Source organism: Mucilaginibacter sp. P4_E8 (genome assembly GCF_056401495.1).
The window spans coordinates 1-18,189 of sequence record NZ_JBFUJG010000105.1 but is presented as its reverse complement, the minus strand read 5'-3'; the positions used below and the strand labels follow the sequence as shown (position 1 = coordinate 18,189).

Sequence of the window (18,189 nt, the reverse complement as noted above, 5' to 3'; positions counted from 1 at the left end):
GTTTACAAGACTCCCTAAAGGAACTCATAGACTGTTGAAAGTGAAAATATCGCAGTCTCCCCATTAGGAGACCCTGCCGAACATAATTGTTCCGCAGTTCATTTGTTTGATTGGGGCTATTACATTAATTTTGAATGGAATTATAAAGCTGCCGGCAGCTTATCATCAACCTGCAAAAATTAAAAACCAATGCCTGTTGTTTATCATCGCACGCCAGTGGGCATAGCCCGCATTACCGAAGATGAGGGTTATATCTCTTCTATTTCGGCTTTAGACGAAGAACACGAGGTAACATCCCCGTCTACCCCGCTTTTACAAACGGCTATAACACAGCTGGATGAATACTTTGCGGGCTCAAGGAAAACATTTGATATACCTATTAAGCAGCAGGGTACATCTTTTCAGCAACAGGTATGGGAACAATTGCTACAGATAAAGTATGGGAGCACTATCAGTTATGCTCAGCAATCAAATCAAATGAATAGCCCCCTGGCCATAAGGGCCATAGCAGCCGCAAATGGCAAAAATAGTTTATGGATAGTAGTGCCTTGCCACCGGGTTATTGGTTCTGATGGTAGCTTAACCGGTTATGCAGGCGGCCTTTGGCGCAAACAGTGGCTGCTGGAGCATGAAGCTCGTACACTCGGCATTGGGCAAACAAAGCTCGACTTTTAATTTAAGCTTCTACCTTTAGCAAACGGCTCATTTTCTCGTGCAGCTGATAAGGCTGAAATGGTTTTGCAAGCACATCATTCATCCCTGCAGCCAGGGCTTGTTCCTGCTCATGGCCAAATGACGATGCCGAAAGCGATATGATAGGTATACTTCTTTTGGGCTCTTCAAAATCAACACGTATGGTTTTGGCAGCTTCATAACCGTTCATTTCGGGCATGTGTGTATCCATTAAAATGAGGTCATAGTTTTTAGCGGTTAACTTATCAATTGCTTTGCGACCGTTGTCAACTATTTCAGCATCAATGTTCCAGTTCTTTAACATTTTCGACAGCATAAATTGGTTTACCATATTATCTTCAGCAACCAAAACGCTGATATTATTAAAAGGGCTAAGCACTTTATCAGACTTATCGCTCATTTTTCCTGTTGGTTTAGCAGCAATGGTGTGCCAGTTTATAAAGTTAAATATACTTCCCCTGCCCAACTGGCTGGTCACCACCAATTCGCCCCCTTTAAGTTCGGCCAGTTTTTTAACAATGGTTAAACCAAGTCCGGTGCCACCGTATTTGTTTCCGGTATCTTCTTCGGCCTGTTCAAATGAATCAAAAATTTTGTTTAGCCTGTCTGCAGGCACGCCAATGCCCGAATCTTCAACGCTATATTTGAGCCTAACCCTATCGTTATGTTTTTGCATTACCGATACCTTAAGCTTTACATAACCTCTTGGCGTAAATTTGATAGCATTACTCAGCAGGTTCATCAGGATCTGGTTAAGCCTGAGCGAATCAACCATCAGGTTTTGAGGTACGTTATTATCTATTTCAAGTAAAAACTCAATATTGCTTTCATCAGCCCTGAATTTAAGCAGGTCAAAAACAGATTTAATTAAATCATATATATTATTTGGTGTGCGTACAATATTAAACTTACCGGCTTCTATTTTTGAAATATCAAGCACATCATTTATAACGCCAAGTAATGATCTGGATGATGTTTCAAGCAGATCAAGCATATTCTTTTGCTGCTCATTTACATCGGTTGTAAGCAGCAGGCTGGTTATACCTATAATACCATTTACCGGTGTACGCAACTCGTGGCTCATATTGGCCAAAAAGTTTTCTTTTACTTTTTTACCATACTCTGCATCTTCCTTTGATTTGATCAATTGCTCCTGGTAACTTTTTTGAGGAGAAATATCACTGATGTTGAGGAAAATAGTTTTATTGTGATAGGATGCACGACATTCCACCCATATGATACGTTTATCAAAAGTTTCAAACTGCAGTTCAAAAACGGCAAAATTGAGGTTGTCTTTAATAATCTCGCCCAGTTTTTTGCGAAACAATTGCTGTTGGGCATCAACCGATAGGTCAACAATACTTTTACCAAGCAGTTCGGCCGCTTTAAAACCCATGATGTTTTCAACCGCGGGGTTAATGTTATTGATGCGAAGTGTTTGCGCATCAATAGCACATATGATATCGGCCGAGTTTTTTACAACAATAGCAAAGCGCTGCAGCTCTTCATTTTTTAATTTGATTTCGGCCTGGCTGCGCGCGAGGTGCACAAATGAATCAACCTTGGCCGATGTGATGTACGGATCAAGTGGTTTATAAAGATAATCAACCGCACCAGTACCGAGCCCTTTAACCGCATACTTGGTTTCTTTTGATATGGCAGTTACAAAGATCACCATGATATCCCGGGTGCGGGGGTTTGATTTAAGCATTTCAACAAGCTCAAAACCATCCATTTCGGGCATTTGAACATCAACCAGGGCAATGGCAATATGTGTTTCCCAGGCTATTTTAAGTGCCTCATTTGGCGATGTAGTAGAAAAAATGCGAATATCATCACGCTTTAGTAATGCCTCAAGCGCAATTATATTTTCTTCCCGGTCATCAACAATAAGAATGTTAACTGGGGTCATTTAATATTGATTAATGTAGGGTAAATTACTGTGTGCATAAAAGTTTAAATATCTCATCTGTTCTTAAAATATATGCTGCAGCACCAATATTAATAGCGGCTGCCGGCATTTCATCCATTTCTGCATCTTCTGGGTGCTGCGCTATGGTAACAGCCCCACTGTTTTTTAATTTAAGCATCCCATCGGCACCATCCTGGTTTGCACCTGATAATAAAATTGCCATGCAGCGTTCTTTATAAATTTCCGCCGCGCTTTCAAAAGTAACATCAATTGATGGTTTTGAATACCAAACCGCCTCTGAAACATCAAGGCTAAAATAGCCTTCCCTTTCAATCAAAGTATGATAGTTTGCCGGGGCAATGTATATCGTATTCTTTTCAATAATATCCTTGTCCTGTATTTCCCGCAATAACATACGACTGTTTTCGGCAAAAAGTTTCTCTATTTCGCTAAAAAAATTTCTTTTCCGGTGCATAATTATGATCACTGTTTTACCCAAATCGGCGGGCAGCAACTTAACCATCTGGAATAAAAGTTTAAATGAACCTGCCGAACCACCCAGCAATAAAACTTCGGTAGTGCGCCAGCGTTCGAGTAAATTTTTATCAGGACCCAATTTTTTGATAAATATTTTCTTTTTGATTGATCACCTTGAACTTTTTCTTAAAAACATCAGATCGTATAGTTTCTTTACTGCCCAGGCACAAATAACCAAGTGGGCATAAACTTTTATAAAACAACTCTAATATCCGTTCCTGCAGCTCAGTTTCAAAATAAATGAACACGTTACGGCAACTGATCAATTGAAACTCATTAAAAACATCATCTGACACTAAATTATGTACCGAGAACAACGTATTCTGCTTTAACTCATTATGTATAGATGCTGCATCATACAAAATAGTAAAATTATCTGTTATTGAACCTTTCAGGCCTGTAAACTGATAGTTTTCGGCATAGCTTTTTATGTTGCGAAGGCTGTATATCCCCTTACGTGCCTCCTTTAGTACCTCGGTATTAATATCGGTACCGTAAATAAATGATTTTTTGCTTAGCCCTGCATCGCGCAGTAAAATAGCCAGTGAGTAAACCTCCTCACCCGTTGAACAACCCGCACACCATACCTTGGCATGCTGATACGTTGACAGATAAGGGATTACCTGCAAATCTAAAGCTTTATAAAATGACGGATCGCGAAACATCTCAGTAACATTCACCGTAATTTCCTCTAAAAAATCCTGAAAAAAGTGCTGATCATTAACTAAAATATGTTTCAGATCATAAAATGACAGTTTTTTAAGTTGCATTATCCTAATAACCCGCCTTTTTAACGAGGCCTTTGTATAACCCGAAAAATCAAACCCATGCACCCGCTTTACCAGGTCAATAAGTTCAGTTATCTGGGTGGTTGTTATTATAACCGCTGTATCACTCATATTATCTTTCCAGCCACAATTGCATCAATGAAATTAGTCTGTCCATATCAACCGGTTTGGTAATATAATCATTGGCGCCGGCGGCAATACATTTTTCCCGGTCATCTTTCATTGCTTTAGCCGTTAAAGCTATTACTGGCAATTTGGCCCATTTGCTTTGCTTACGTATGTACCTTGTGGCATCATAGCCATCCATTTTAGGCATCATGATATCCATCAATACAATATCAATGTCATGAACCTCTTCCAGTTTAGCTATGGCTTCTTCGCCGTCATTGGCAATTTCAACAATAAGGTCATAGCTTTGCAGGGCGCTGCTGAGCGCAAAAATATTACGCATATCATCATCAACAATAAGCACTTTTTTGCCTTTAATGGCTTCCTTGCCTTTTGTTGGCATTTTTGCTTTAGTAAATGATGGCGAAGCGTCATGTTTATTACTGCCGGTCGATTCGCTGATCTTGTTCAGGAACAAGTTTACTTCATCAATCAACCTATCGGCAGATTTATTGGTTTTTACCACCATGGCATTAGCGTATTGCATCAGTCTGTTAACCGATGTTTTATCAAGCTCCATAGCGGTGTTTACAATTACGGGCAGCGCGCCAAAACGGTCAACTTCTTTTATCTTATCAAGCAGGTCCAGACCAGATATATCAGGCAAATTCAGATCAAGTATCACACATTGGTACTCGTTTTCGTGCAGCATCCTGAAAGCCGACTCACCATCAAATGCCTGGTCAACCGTAATACCCTGACCCTGCATCATATCTTTTAAAGCCTGACTTTGCGCCTTATGATCCTCAACCAATAGTATCTGCTTAAACTTGGTACCGTTTTGCAACATGATATCAGCAAAAAGCTTATCAAGCGTTTCGGTATTTATCGGTTTTTTAAGGAAACTGATGGCCCCTTCGCGGCGTACACGGTTGGCAGCAGCCTCGCCTGCCGACATCAGGTGTACCGGTATATGCATGGTTTCCTCACCGTTCTTTAATTCTTTTAATATTTGCCAGCCGTCCTTACCGGGTAACATGATATCCAATATCACGGCATCAGGCATATTTTCTTTTATGGTTTCAACAGCGTGTGTGCCCTCATATACCATAACAGATTTATAGCCATGTTCACGGGCATAATCCTGCAATATGTTGGCAAAGTTCTTATCATCCTCAACAATTACAACCAGTGGTTCGCGATTATCTTCACGGGTATGTTTTTTAGCCGGCGCTAAAAAGGAGGTCCCGGCATTAAATGTTTGAGCCGTTGGTAATACTTCATCATTAAATACAACCACTGATTTAGCTTCAAAAGGGATGGTTAATACAAACTCGCTGCCTATACCGTGTTCGCTGGTAAGACTTATGCTGCCACCAAGCAGGAAAGCCAGTTCGCGGCTTATAGACAGGCCCAGGCCTGTACCACCGTATTTGCGACTGGTTGAACCATCTGCCTGCTGAAATGCTTCAAATATGATACGCTGCTTTTCGGCAGGTATACCAATGCCCGAATCTTTTATAGCAAAGCTTATGGTATTCTCTTTTTGGCCCAGCGTTGCATTAATGGCTATTGACCCATTCTCGGAGGTAAACTTAAACGCGTTGGAGAGCAGGTTTTTAATAACCTGTTCAACCCTTACCTTATCGGTAAATATGTTTTTGGGGATATTTTTGGCGATGCTGGTGGTATAGTTTATCTTTTTATTGCTGGCCACTTCGGCAAAAAGCATTTCCATATCACCCAAAATTTCAGATACCTTAACATGCTCATTTTGCATATCCAACTTGCCCGATTCAATTTTGGACAGGTCAAGGATATCATTAATGAGCGTAAGCAGATCATTGCCGGCGTTAAAGATCACGCTCGCATATTTTATCTGATCTTCAGAAAGGTTTGCCGGCTTATTATCTTTTAGTATGCGGGCCAGCACCAAAATACTATTTAACGGGGTACGCAGCTCATGGCTCATGTTGGCCAAAAACTCTGATTTATATTTGCCCGTGGTTTCCAGCTCATCAACTTTAAGGTTAATAGCCTGACGGGCTTGTTCAATAGCCTGGTTCTTTTCTTCAAGCAAACTTGCCTTTTCTTCCAGCTCGGCGTTAATGGTACGCAGTTCTTCCTGTTGAACGCGCAGTTCCTCTTCTGATGCCTGCAACATTTCTGTTTTGTTCATCAGCTCTTCGTTGGTAACGCGCATTTCTTCCTGTTGCGCTTCCAGTTCTTCGGCTTGTTGCTGGGTTTCTTCAAACAGGTCATGCATAATGGTGCGCGCCTGAGCGGTGTTAACAGCAATGCCTATATCATTGGCCACAGCCAGTATATAGTCGCTGTAATGGGATGTCAGCTCATTTATATAAGCTACTTCCATTACCCCTTTCATTTTTTTATCAAAAAAGAAAGGAACTATAAAACTTTCGGTTAACGTTTCCTTAACTACTGACGATTCCAGATCGAGCTTATCATTCAGTTTACCCTTAACAACGGCGGCTTTTTGATCATGGGCTACCTGCCCCAGCCACCCCTCAGATAACTGAATTGTTTTTTTAATAAAATCGGGATTGTGAAACGCGTACGATGCATATAACTCAAGGCGCTGGTGCGTTTCGTTAAACAAATAGAATGTACCCGCCGCCGCTTTTGTATAAGTACAAACTTCAGATAATACATTTCCCGACAGTTCCTTTTCGCTCTGTTGCCCCTGCATTTTTTCATTGAGCTGGCTGGTACCGGTAAGCAGCCAGTTCTTGGCCTCGTTTTCGGTAAGTACTTTACCCAGTTCAATGTTGGCCACTTTAATTTCCTCTTCGATCTTTTTCTGCTGATCAAAAGTTGCCTGTATGTAAAAGAACAGAACCAGGATAATGATCAGAAAGACAATAGAACCTCCGATAATAATAATAATGGCCACGTCAGACGCCTTTTGAGAGCTATCTTTACGCGTTGCAAGCACCGTGTTTTCAGTATCAATAATATGGGTAATATGCGTCCTGATCTGATCCATATTCTGCTTACCGTTCAGGAACATCCTGTTCTGAACCATATATTCAAGCCCCTTGCTTTCGCGGGTATCAATATTCAGTTTCAGAATATTACGCTGATCGGCGACTATAGATGTTAATGAATCTATCCTTTTTTGCTGTAACAGATTATCTTTTGTTAGGTCTCTGAGCGATTGCAGATCAACACTGATACGGGGTAAAGCTTCGTTATAAGGCTCAAGAAATGCCTTATTATTGGTAGCGCCATAACCGCGCATACCTGTTTCTGCATCAGTAAGATGTTGCAATAAATTATTTGACGACTTAATTACCTTTTGGGTATGATCAACCCAATCGGTATCATCTTCTAATTGTCTGATGCTGGTGTAGGCTAATACACCAACTACGAAAACAAGTATAATAGATACAACAAAGCCTGCTAATACCTGCCGGCGAAAAGAAAATTTCAACATGTAGACGCGTTATTTATCAGGTACAAATATGTTTAAAAAAAACCTTTTTACTTAGTAAAAAGGTTAATAAACATTTAAGGAATAGTTTATTAGCTGTTTGTTTCGGGCGCCTTAATTGTAATTTTTCTGATACTTAAAGCACCCGCAAGTGCAAGCCCAGCGCCTGTAAACAATACATACCATCCCCATTTAAATTTAACTTGCCTGGCCAAAAAGGCTTCGAACTTATGAAAGGGAATAAAACTAAAGGCAAAGTGAATTTTTAACAGCGCTGCAATAAGCAGCATGACCACCAAAATCACACTTCCCCACGCGGCCGCGCGGATAATTTTTGGCTGGTTTAAAAATGAAGCAGCTATACCTATTATGGCCACCAATAACATGACCAGGCCATAAGGCTGGTTAAGCTGATAAACATTCCAGTTCATGATATGAAAAGGGCGCAGCAAGGGGCAATAGGTACCGGCAAAAATTAAAACAAAACCTACAAATGATAAAATTGAACTAATACGCATAAGGTAAGGGGATATTTTTCAGTATCAAGTAGTCAGTATCAAGTATCAAGATTTATTTTTAGGCTATCTACGCTTTGCGAAGCTATCTTGATACTTGATACTGGCTACTTGATACCCTATATTACTAAAGTTAAGTTTTATTGTTTTATTTCCATTTTATCGGCAAAGTGGGCACAGTAATCGCGCAGGTCTTCAACAATGTTTTTTTCGCCGGTGGCGCGTAAAAAGCTATCACCCATGGTTTGCAGGGTTTCATAAAAAAACCGTTTCATTTCATCAACAGGCATATCTTTTGTCCAAAGGTCAATGCGCAGGGTGTTTTTATAGTTTTGATCCCAAAGGGCCAGCATAAACGACTTTACAGGCAATGCTTCTTTACTGGCAGAATCGGTTGATTCCCACATAATGGTTTCAGGAACATTGTTATCATCAAGGTTTACAGTCAGCTTTATTTCAGCAGTTTTCATTGTTAATGCGTTTTATAGTAATCAAATTATCAAGCCGCAAGTATCCTATTTTTTAACCTACGGGCATATAATACTTTTGTAATTTTTAATGTCCCTAATCCTCTTTATAAAGGAATCCAAGAAGGCATTATTTAACAAGTAAAAATATAATAACAACCAGGACAATAAAGCATGACTCTATGATCCATAGTTTTTTAAGTTCGGCAAAAAAGTTACGGAATATCAGATCGAGAAAAAATACCACGGCAGCAAACAGTAAAAATATCCAGCCTATGGTAGTACTCCAGGTTTCAAGTGGCCTGCCCGCAATATGGGCGCCATATATCCAAATATAAGCTGCCATCACAATAAAAAAAGTAGTGGCAAAATTTAAAGGGGTAATGCGGAGTTTCATCCAAAAATAATTATTGAATTAGTGATTTATTGAATTAGTGACTTTTTCTTAGTAAGCGAAAATTCTTTTACTGCTTCATCTGCACATCTGAGATCTGCATATCTGCACATTTATTCTCTTGTTAATGCTTTTTTCTGAATGATTTATTTTTTGGACCACCTTTGCCTGCTTTTGAACCAAATTTTGCTTTGCCTTTAGCAGCATCGAATTTTTTACGCTGATTAAGGGTTTTCTTTTCGTGAAAGGCACCTTTAAAGTCAGGGTCGTCTTTACGCTTTTGCATGTCGATCTCTTTATTCTGTTCCTGTCTTTCGTCGTAACCGGTTTCCTCTATAAATACATCATCCGGAATAGTTGAAACCGGGATAGTTTGCTTGATCAGTTTTTCTATCTTTTTAAGATAGTACTCCTCGGCCGGACCACAAAAGGTTATGGCCTCGCCCGATTGCAGGGCCCTGCCGGTACGCCCAATGCGGTGCACATAATCCTCAATTACCACGGGCACATCAAAATTGATCACATGGCTCACATCGCTCACATCAATGCCGCGCGATGCCACATCAGTTGCTACCAGGATCTTCACCTCATCGTTCTTAAAAGCATTGATGGAGTTGATCCTTGTATTTTGCCCTTTGTTTGCATGCAACACCTTTACCTCTTTTTCGCCGAACTTACGCAGCAAAAATTTGTACACATCTTCGGCAGCCACACGGGTTTTACAAAATATGATAAGCTTGGTGATATCACCTTCCTGATCGAGCAGTTTTTTGAGCAGGTTTATCTTAGTTTTATTGTTGGGCACATGGTACAAGTGCTGGTTTACCGTTTGTGCCGGGGTAGCCTGTGGAGTAACCTCAATAACCGTTGGATACTCCAGGAAATTATTGGATAGCTCATGGATCTTATCGCTCATGGTTGCCGAAAAAAGCAGGTTTTGCCTTTTAACGGGTACCACTTCCAGTATGCGGTTTATCTGGGGCATAAAGCCCATATCCATCATTTTATCGGCCTCATCCAAAACAAGCACCTGCAGGGTTTTGGTTACGATGTGGCCTGCCAGGTAAATATCCATAAAGCGGCCGGGAGTGGCCACAATAATATCAACCCCTTTATTGATCTGTTCAATTTGTGTTTTAGGGCCCAGGCCACCGTACAATACCACCACCCGCAGATCGGTATTGGCGGCGAAGGTTTTTACATTCTCTTCTATCTGCATGGCCAGTTCGCGGGTTGGCGAAATGATGAGCGCGCGCGGGTTATCGCCCTGCGCATATTTCAGCCTCATGATAATGGGCAACACATAGGCCGCCGTTTTACCGGTGCCGGTTTGTGCTATACCCATTACATCCTGCCCGTTTAAAATTGGCGGAATGGCTTTTTGCTGTATAGGCGTAGCTTCGGTATAACCGGCATCGGCTATCGCGTTTAAAATTTGCCGGTTAAAATTAAATTCTTCAAAAGTTACACCCATGCCGCAAAGATAGGCTTTTTGTTGAAGTAGGGCGAAAAGCGAGATAAGGAGTGAGAATCAGGAGATAGGATAAACTGAAAATTAGTTATTATTGGAGATAAATAAGGCAACTATGACCTACGACTTTTTTGCGGCAAAAGCAGATAAAATTGATGTGTTAAATTTCATTTTTGAGGAAACCGATCTGCAGATTTTTGACCTAAGCTCGCCGTATGGGCAAAAGGTCAGTGAGTATAAAAGCATTGGTGAAATAGCAGCAAAATTCAATCTGCATGAGGAAACATTTGGCCTTACCTTTCAGATGTGGTCGCCAGGGTTTAAAGTTGAGCCGATATTTGAAAAAGTTGATCTTAATTCTAAAAAATGCCAGGGGCATACCTTTAGATACTCAACAGTAGGTTGGGGGTTGATACAATTATATTTTGGCGGCGCTGATACCAGTTTCAACCTCAAGTACCTGCATCGTTCACACATCGGTCACTTTAACCAAAAAGGTGCCCTGGCACGCCATAATCTTCCTTCCAATTCGTATATGGGCGACGCGAATAAGTGGAATTGGCCCGAAATTGAAAAAACCTCCCGCAAACTAAAATATCAGATCCACAATAAACTCGCGGTAAAAAAAATGGGATCAAATGGTGTGTTAAAAGGGGCTGAAATTTTAGAAGGTCAGGGTTTTGCCTTAGGATAAGTATTTCATGAACTAAAGATGAATATTTTAGTTCAAAATCCATAGTTCAAGCTAAAGAACTCACTTTGGCGTTTATTCTTAAATTTGCTGCAATTAATCGAATCCGAAATCGAATATCCGAAATCCAAAATGGCTAAAATCCTCATCAAATCAGCAACCGTAGTTAACGAAGGTCGGCAATACATTGCTGATGTACTGGTAAAAGATGGCTTTATTGAGCGTATAGATGCAAACATTGACACCACCGCCGATGAGGTGATCAACGCCGAAGGCCTGCACTTGCTGCCCGGCTGTATTGACGATCAGGTGCATTTTCGCGAACCGGGTTTAATACATAAGGCCAATATCCGTTCAGAATCACGCGCGGCAGTGGCCGGGGGCATCACTTCTTTTATGGAAATGCCCAATACCGTACCCAATACCTTAACACAAAAACTACTTGAAGATAAATATGAGATAGCCTCGCGCAGTTCACTGGCCAACTACTCGTTTTTTATGGGGGCCTCAAATGACAACCTCGACGAAGTAATGCGTACAGATACCGCCAATGTTTGCGGCATCAAAGTGTTCATGGGCTCGTCGACCGGCAACATGCTGGTTGATAATCCGCGTACTTTGGATAACCTTTTCGCGCAATCGCCCATGCTTATCGCTGTGCATTGCGAAGACGAGGCTACCATTCAAAGCAACCTGAACCATTACAAACAACTGATGGGCCAAAATATACCAGTGAGGCTGCACCCAAAGATCAGGAGCGAGGAGGCCTGTTACCTGTCATCATCATTAGCAGTGGAACTGGCAAAAAAACATAATACCCGTCTGCATATCCTGCACATATCAACCGCTAAGGAAACCCAGCTATTTGATAACAAAACCCCGCTAAAAGATAAACGTATTACCGCCGAAGCATGCGTGCACCACCTGTGGTTTTCTGATGCGGATTACGAAACCAAAGGCAACTTTATAAAATGGAACCCGGCGGTAAAAACCATTGATGATCGAGATGCCATTTTGCAGGCCGTACTTGATGGCCACATAGATGTAATTGCTACCGATCATGCCCCACATACTTTGGACGAAAAGGAGCTGCCTTACCTGCAGGCCCCATCGGGCGGTCCGTTGGTACAACACGCCCTGCCCGCCATGCTGGAGTTGTATCATCACAACAAAATAAGCCTGGAACAAATAACCGAAAAAATGGCTCACAACGTGGCCACCTGTTTCCAGATCGATAAGCGCGGTTTCATCCGCGAAGGCTACTGGGCCGACCTGGTACTGGTGAATTTGAACAAACCCTGGAACGTAAACAAAGGCAATATTTTATACCATTGCGGCTGGAGCCCGTTTGAAGGGACCACTTTCCGCTCGCAAATTGCTTACACTTTGGTATCGGGAAATATCGCTTTCGCTAACGGAAGTTTAATTGAAGGTAAATCTGGTAAGCGTTTGAATTTTAATCGTTAATAAATTTAAAAAATAGAAAATACAGAATTTTCTGTATGAGAAAAACACCTCATTTCGAGGTATGAAGCTCCCCCGACAGACTAAGCCGTGTTATGGCGGGGACTTCAAATTTGTCATCCTGAGGCACGAAGGATCTATTCACGAACTATGCAAATTGCGGAATAGATCCTTCGCTATCGCTCAGGATGACAAATCAAAAAGAGAGCTCACCCCCCGCAGTTATTTCATATCAGTTTCGCAGGCCAGAGGCCTGGTAATAACGGTCACTCGACTGGAGAGATATATACCAGGATTACAATCTACCCAACACCTGTTGTGTGTGACGAGTGCTTAATATGGTTTGTCAGTCTGGCGTAAGTATGCCTGACTGGCTGGTAAGCGAATAATAGCTACTCATACCTTAATAAATTGAAAGTGGTGACAGTGTTTTGTCAGTAGGGTTAAATATGCAAATACTTGATTATCAGATATTGATTAGTGTTCATGAGCGTTCACGGGTGTACATATGAACACTATAAGGTTTTCCGTTACCCCTCGTGTGACGGTGAATAAGTCATGCCGAATTTATTTTGGCATCCCACGGGACAGGCTTACCAATATGTAGATGGCCCTGCTTATGGGATGCTAAAACAAGTTCAGCATGACTTTTGGTTTTGTCTACTTCACCCCTACATAAACTTCCACCTCCGCATCTTCGGGGTTTTGGGCTTTGGTGCTGTAAAGATCAAAGTCGGCGGTGTACCTCCTGTTCAGACTGCTGTTCCATATATGCTGCCAGGTTTCAGCTACACAATCAGGTAAGCGGCCTTTTGCGGTATACTTCAAATAGGTGCCCGGGGCTACAATCAGGCTGATCAAGCCAACTGGTATGTTATCAGGCGAGTTTACCCGGCAACCCAGTACTGTTGTATAAAAACCATTTTGGTCGCTTTCGTAATCTGTGTAAACACAGTAAACATCATCGTTTATCCTGTTCACAATTTGCAGCAAAATACCCTCATCCATAAACCGCTCCCAAAGCTCACCAATATCCTTTGCCGATTGTCCGTTGGCATTTGTGGTGCGTACCGAAATGCCCACCAAAAAGAAGCCTTTTATATCAATTGTATCCATAATTCAGGTTATCACTATTTGTTATATCTCTATATAAATAATTTTACATCAATTTATTACAAAGATTATATAAATAATTAAATTAAGTTAATTATTACTCAATCATTTTTCGTAATCCTTCAAAAACACCCTTCCAATTTTGTTCTGAATGCTCCTTTGCTTCCTGATTTTTAATATTGTCCTGGGTAATATGCAGGGTTGTTTCGCCATTATTTTCAGACAGTGCATAGGAGATATTGGCGTAGTTTTCGGGCTTGTCATCGGTACCTGCCATACTGCTCCAGTAACTATATTTTACAAATTTACCTGGATCAATTTCCAGGATCTTTCCGTGGTCTTCGTATTTCTTCCCATCCCATTCACCGCTAAAAGTAATGGGCTCCCCTACCTTCCAGCTGGAGTCTAATTGGGTGCCAAAAAAGTATGCTTTTACCATTTCAGGATCGGTAAGGCCCTGCCATACTTTGGCGGCGGGTGCCTTAAATTTCAATTCGGTGTTTAATGTTAGCTTTTCCATAATGCAGTTTTATTTGTTTAAAATGGTTAGTTTTCCTGTTATCATTTGTGCTTTTATCCGGGCAAAATCCTGCTCTGGTATCTCCAAAAAACCAAAGCGAAAAGGATACCCCCACAACTTTTTATTGGGTATAAAATCAAGTTCATCAACCAGGGGGACAATGGGAGTTTCGGTGCTTTTGTAAAACTTTACGTTACGGCGCCAGGGCATAAAGTCGTCACTCATTTTGTGCTGATAGATCTCTTCATCTGCTGCCTGCCCAATGGCCGTAAAAGCCTTACAAGGTTCGGTTTCGTTCATGGTTTGTTTGGGCGAATAAAAAAGCACCCAGTCGCCGGCATGTACCCGTTTCAGGGCAGCTTGTTTGCCATGATTGGCCTGCATAAATCCCCCGGCAACACCACGGGCTATATGATCTTTTGAAGCTACGGTTATCCAGTATTTCATTTCTGTTAATTGTTAAACCACGCAACACTATCATAACAACATGTTGTATGCATTGTTCAACAAATTAAACGCGGGGTAATGACAACCCTATGTCAACAGGAAAAATGAGGGTTAATTATTCTTTTGAGCGATAGCATTGGCTATGATGCTTATCTTCTCTTTTAAATGATCGGGGCTTATGATCTCGGCATGGTCGCCAAACATCATGAACCAGCGGGCAAAACCTTCTATTGATGTGGTTAAAAAGGTCATTTCAATTTTGTTGCCGATGGCTTTTTCTGATATAAAACCGCTGTAATATTTTTGATGCTCCAGGTAATGTGCTATCTCTTTGTCTACTTTGATCATTACAGTTTCCAACTGCTTTTCTTTAGCGGTTTGGGCAATATAGGCTTTCAGGGTAGGGTGTCTGCTGTTATTGTATATAGTGTCGGTAATGATCAGTCTACTTATCCTGTCAATCCTGAAATCGCGGTAATCATTCCGTAAACGGCAATACGCTATTAAATGCCAAAAGCTATCGAGGTAAAAAATGCCAACAGGCTCTACATCCCTTTTGGTAAACTCCTGGCTATGGCCGGCAAAATAATCGATAGATAAAAGCTTTTTTTGTACAATACTGTCCAGTATGGTCTGGATATGGTCGGTATTGCCGGTGGCCCGTTTCTGACTATGGCTTTTTAAAACTTCAATACTACCATCCAGATCTTCCAGTGCATCCTTTTCGGCGGTTTTTAATATGGCCCGCACCTTATACATGGCCGACTGGTGGTGCTTCATGGTTGTTGAATCGGTTAGCTTTTCAACAAACTTTTCGGCGGTTAAAAAAGCGGTGGCCTCTTCACGAGTAAACATTACGGGGGGCAAACGGTAACCATCCATAATTGAATAACCTACACCGGCCTCACCYATAAGGGGGATGCCCGCTTCTTCCAGTGTCCTCACATCGCGGTATACCGTACGTAAACTGATGTTAAAACGCTCGGCTATATCAGCAGCTTTTACAACCCTGCGCGATTGTAGCTGTATTAAAATAGCCGAAATACGGTCGATGCGGTTCATGACATCAAATTAAGCAAAAAACAAGTTACCTTTGATTAAATATTTCACTTACCGCTATGGCTAACGAAACTGACGAAAAGATCATAACGCTGGAAACCTATTATGATGTTATGCTGGCACACATTATCCGCACCAAGCTGGAGGATAACGGTATACCCTGTTTTATCGCTGATGAAAACACCATAGGCGCCAATCCGTTATACAACCAGGCGGTAGGCGGCGTTAAGCTGAAAATATTTGAGCGCGACCTTGAAAAATGCCGTGAGATACTGGCCACCGAAGGCGATCTGCATGACCAGGACCATGTAGAAATAGACGAAGAATCAAACAACGTGATCATTTGCCCTTACTGCGCATCTACCAACATTGGCCCGGCCGATCCCGGTAAGTTTTCATCCTTTTTATCGGCTGTTTTTCCGTTTTATAATACCAAAGCCTGGCACTGTTTTAACTGCCTGCAGGATTTTGAGTAAAAACGCAGCTAAAACAGTTTATTGAGGCATTTTTTCCACGTTTTTTTTATCTTAGCGGTATGTATAACCGCCGTAAATTCATCCAAATATCTGCTGCCGGTGCTTCGCTGGCTGCGCTGTCAAATTCAGCGATAGCAAAATCAATATCATCAATCACTGATACCAGTTTACCCATCGTAATATCAACCTGGGATTTTGGCATTATAGCCAATAAAGGGGCATGGAAGGTACTTTCGACCGGCGGTCGCGCGCTTGATGCTATAGAAGCCGGTGCCCGGATCCCGGAAGCTGAGGATATTACCAATCATACGGTTGGCCGCACCGGTCTTCCTGATCGTGACGGGCATGTAACTTTGGATTCATGTATTATGGATGAGTTTGGTAATTGCGGCTCGGTTGCGGCCATGGAAGATATCGCCCATCCCATATCGGTAGCCCGTTTGGTGATGGAAAAAACCCCGCATGTAATGCTGGTTGGTGAGGGCGCTACCCAATTTGCCGTTGAGCAGGGTATGAAGAAAGAAAAACTGCTAACTCCCGAATCAGAAAAAATATGGAAAGAATGGCTTAAAACAGCCAAATACAGCCCGGTAATGAATATTGAGAACGGTCAAAAACCCGGCGACAAATACAACCACGATACCATTGGTATGCTGGCTATTGATGCCAAAGGCAATATATCAGGCGGATGTACTACCAGTGGTATGGCATTTAAACTGCACGGCCGTGTGGGTGATAGCCCCATTATTGGCGCTGGTCTATATATAGATAATGAAGTTGGCGGCGCCACATCAACCGGTGTGGGCGAAGAGGTGATACGTAATGTGGGCAGCTTTTTGGTGGTTGAACTGATGCGCCAGGGCCTATCGCCAGAGGATGCTTGTAAAGAGGCAGTAAACCGCATCATTAAAAAGAAACCCGAGATAGCCAAAAAGATACAGGTAGGCTTTTTAGCCATCAACAAAAAAGGCGAATATGGCGCTTATGCTATACAAAGTGGTTTTTCATTCGCGGTTTGTAATGCACAGCAACAGGATCTTTTGATCAAGGGAAAAAGTTATTATTCTTAGTACAGGTGTGGTGATCAGGGTGCGGGTTGCCTGATTGCCGGTAGAGATTTTATATATAACAACTCGCAAAATACCCCTAATTAAACAAAACAATGAGTGAGCCCACAAAACATAAACATCAAACCAGGAGTCACGCTACTGGCGTTTCTCTTGAGGTTTGCGCTAACTCTGTTACCTCGGCACTGGCTGCCCAGGAGGGCGGGGCAGTACGGGTTGAGCTGTGCRAAAATTTAAAAGAAGGTGGCACTACCCCATCGCCTGGTCAAATATTGCAAGCCCGCAGTTTACTGCACATCAAACTGTACGTTTTAATACGCCCGCGTGGCGGCGACTTTTTATACACCGACCTGGAATATAAAATTATGCTTGCCGATATCAGGTATTGCATTGAGGCAGGCTGCGACGGTATTGTAATAGGCATGTTGAATGCCGATGGCAGCATTGATAAAGAACGCTGCCTTGAAATGGTGCGCCTGGCTAAACAATGGGGATTAGGTGTTACCTTTCACCGGGCATTTGATATGTGTGCCGATCAGTTACAGGCCCTTGATGACATTATTGAGATAGGTTGCGAGCGCATATTAACTTCGGGCGGAAAAACCACCGCTATTGAAGGCGCAACCGCCATCAATAAGCTGGTTGAAAAAGCCGCCGGTCGCCTTAGCATCATGCCGGGCAGCGGTGTAAGCGAAGCAAACGTAGCCGATATTGTTCATTTTACCGGGGTGAGCGAAGTGCATTCATCAGCCCGTACCCAGATACAAAGCAAAATGCAGTACCAAAACCATATTTTAATGGGTAATGCATCCGGTGATGAATATAGCATTGATATTACCGATGTGGGCAGGGTGCGTGAGTTGGTTAGATTGGCAAATAGTTGATTTTGAGAAATAAGAGATTAGAATCAAGAAATAAGAAAAACCATGTCATCGCTGTAAGGCACGAAGCAATCTTTTTCACCACCTTGTCATTCTGAGCGTAGAGCTCTTCATCCTTGCATTCGTATAACC

Annotated in this window: 18 protein-coding genes; 6 read left to right on the top strand and 12 right to left on the bottom strand. The window is 42.0% G+C overall.

Translation table 11 applies throughout. The features are described 5' to 3' along the window. The first annotated feature begins 189 nt into the window (after window positions 1-189). The gene (locus AC1DRQ_RS23935; RefSeq protein WP_477427518.1) at window positions 190-675 is read left to right on the top strand and encodes a methylated-DNA--[protein]-cysteine S-methyltransferase; all 486 of its coding nucleotides are present in this window, start codon (window positions 190-192) and stop codon (window positions 673-675) included. A 1-nt stretch (window position 676) separates the two neighbouring features. On the opposite strand, the gene AC1DRQ_RS23930 is transcribed toward AC1DRQ_RS23935, so the two are convergent. From AC1DRQ_RS23930 to AC1DRQ_RS23895, 8 genes are all read right to left on the bottom strand, one after another. After that, window positions 677-2,605, bottom strand: coding sequence for a hybrid sensor histidine kinase/response regulator (locus AC1DRQ_RS23930; protein WP_429395882.1), 1,929 nt, complete (start codon window positions 2,603-2,605; stop codon window positions 677-679). A gap of 25 nt (window positions 2,606-2,630) precedes the next feature. Further along, on the bottom strand, window positions 2,631-3,221 hold the full coding sequence (locus AC1DRQ_RS23925; RefSeq protein ID WP_429395880.1) for a chemotaxis protein CheB: 591 nt from the start codon (window positions 3,219-3,221) through the stop codon (window positions 2,631-2,633). Further along, window positions 3,211-4,041: a CheR family methyltransferase gene (locus AC1DRQ_RS23920; RefSeq protein WP_477427515.1), complete on the bottom strand. Its 831-nt coding sequence runs from the start codon at window positions 4,039-4,041 to the stop codon at window positions 3,211-3,213. The genes AC1DRQ_RS23925 and AC1DRQ_RS23920 overlap by 11 nt, the downstream gene beginning before the upstream one ends. 1 nt (window position 4,042) lies before the next feature. Further along, the gene (locus tag AC1DRQ_RS23915) at window positions 4,043-7,495 is read right to left on the bottom strand and encodes a response regulator (RefSeq protein WP_477427513.1); all 3,453 of its coding nucleotides are present in this window, start codon (window positions 7,493-7,495) and stop codon (window positions 4,043-4,045) included. Window positions 7,496-7,584: 89 nt separating this feature from the next. After that, window positions 7,585-8,010, bottom strand: a complete 426-nt coding sequence (locus tag AC1DRQ_RS23910) for a hypothetical protein (RefSeq protein ID WP_477427511.1) — start codon at window positions 8,008-8,010, stop codon at window positions 7,585-7,587. Window positions 8,011-8,147: 137 nt separating this feature from the next. Beyond that, a complete protein-coding gene (gene gldC / locus AC1DRQ_RS23905) occupies window positions 8,148-8,477 on the bottom strand; it encodes a gliding motility protein GldC (protein WP_429395871.1) in 330 nt (109 codons plus the stop codon). Window positions 8,478-8,604: 127 nt separating this feature from the next. Continuing rightward, on the bottom strand, window positions 8,605-8,871 hold the full coding sequence (locus tag AC1DRQ_RS23900; protein WP_429395868.1) for a hypothetical protein: 267 nt from the start codon (window positions 8,869-8,871) through the stop codon (window positions 8,605-8,607). Between the two features lie 121 nt (window positions 8,872-8,992). Continuing rightward, a complete protein-coding gene (locus AC1DRQ_RS23895; protein ID WP_429395865.1) occupies window positions 8,993-10,342 on the bottom strand; it encodes a DEAD/DEAH box helicase in 1,350 nt (449 codons plus the stop codon). A 112-nt stretch (window positions 10,343-10,454) separates the two neighbouring features. Between AC1DRQ_RS23895 and AC1DRQ_RS23890 the strand changes: the two genes are divergently transcribed. Both AC1DRQ_RS23890 and AC1DRQ_RS23885 read left to right on the top strand, forming a co-directional pair. Next, window positions 10,455-11,033: a hypothetical protein gene (locus AC1DRQ_RS23890; protein WP_477427507.1), complete on the top strand. Its 579-nt coding sequence runs from the start codon at window positions 10,455-10,457 to the stop codon at window positions 11,031-11,033. Window positions 11,034-11,162: 129 nt separating this feature from the next. Beyond that, complete coding sequence (locus AC1DRQ_RS23885) at window positions 11,163-12,497, top strand: dihydroorotase (RefSeq protein ID WP_477427505.1); 1,335 nt, start codon at window positions 11,163-11,165, stop codon at window positions 12,495-12,497. Window positions 12,498-13,154: 657 nt separating this feature from the next. Here the strand turns inward: AC1DRQ_RS23885 and AC1DRQ_RS23880 are convergent. From AC1DRQ_RS23880 to AC1DRQ_RS23865, 4 genes are all read right to left on the bottom strand, one after another. Beyond that, window positions 13,155-13,610 (bottom strand): GyrI-like domain-containing protein, encoded by a 456-nt coding sequence (locus tag AC1DRQ_RS23880; protein ID WP_477427503.1) that lies wholly within the window; start codon window positions 13,608-13,610, stop codon window positions 13,155-13,157. 94 nt (window positions 13,611-13,704) lie between these two features. Next, window positions 13,705-14,127, bottom strand: a complete 423-nt coding sequence (locus AC1DRQ_RS23875) for an SRPBCC family protein (RefSeq protein ID WP_477427501.1) — start codon at window positions 14,125-14,127, stop codon at window positions 13,705-13,707. Window positions 14,128-14,136: 9 nt separating this feature from the next. Further along, window positions 14,137-14,574, bottom strand: a complete 438-nt coding sequence (locus AC1DRQ_RS23870; protein ID WP_477427499.1) for an EVE domain-containing protein — start codon at window positions 14,572-14,574, stop codon at window positions 14,137-14,139. A gap of 111 nt (window positions 14,575-14,685) precedes the next feature. Beyond that, entirely contained in the window at window positions 14,686-15,636 is a 951-nt protein-coding gene (locus AC1DRQ_RS23865) for a helix-turn-helix transcriptional regulator (protein WP_477427497.1), read from the bottom strand. A gap of 56 nt (window positions 15,637-15,692) precedes the next feature. Between AC1DRQ_RS23865 and AC1DRQ_RS23860 the strand changes: the two genes are divergently transcribed. From AC1DRQ_RS23860 to AC1DRQ_RS23850, 3 genes are all read left to right on the top strand, one after another. Beyond that, window positions 15,693-16,109, top strand: a complete 417-nt coding sequence (locus AC1DRQ_RS23860; protein WP_477427495.1) for a putative signal transducing protein — start codon at window positions 15,693-15,695, stop codon at window positions 16,107-16,109. 59 nt (window positions 16,110-16,168) lie between these two features. Continuing rightward, on the top strand, window positions 16,169-17,179 hold the full coding sequence (locus tag AC1DRQ_RS23855; protein WP_477427493.1) for a glycosylasparaginase: 1,011 nt from the start codon (window positions 16,169-16,171) through the stop codon (window positions 17,177-17,179). Window positions 17,180-17,271: 92 nt separating this feature from the next. Beyond that, a complete protein-coding gene (locus AC1DRQ_RS23850) occupies window positions 17,272-18,060 on the top strand; it encodes a copper homeostasis protein CutC (RefSeq protein ID WP_477427491.1) in 789 nt (262 codons plus the stop codon). Window positions 18,061-18,189 lie beyond the last annotated feature (129 nt).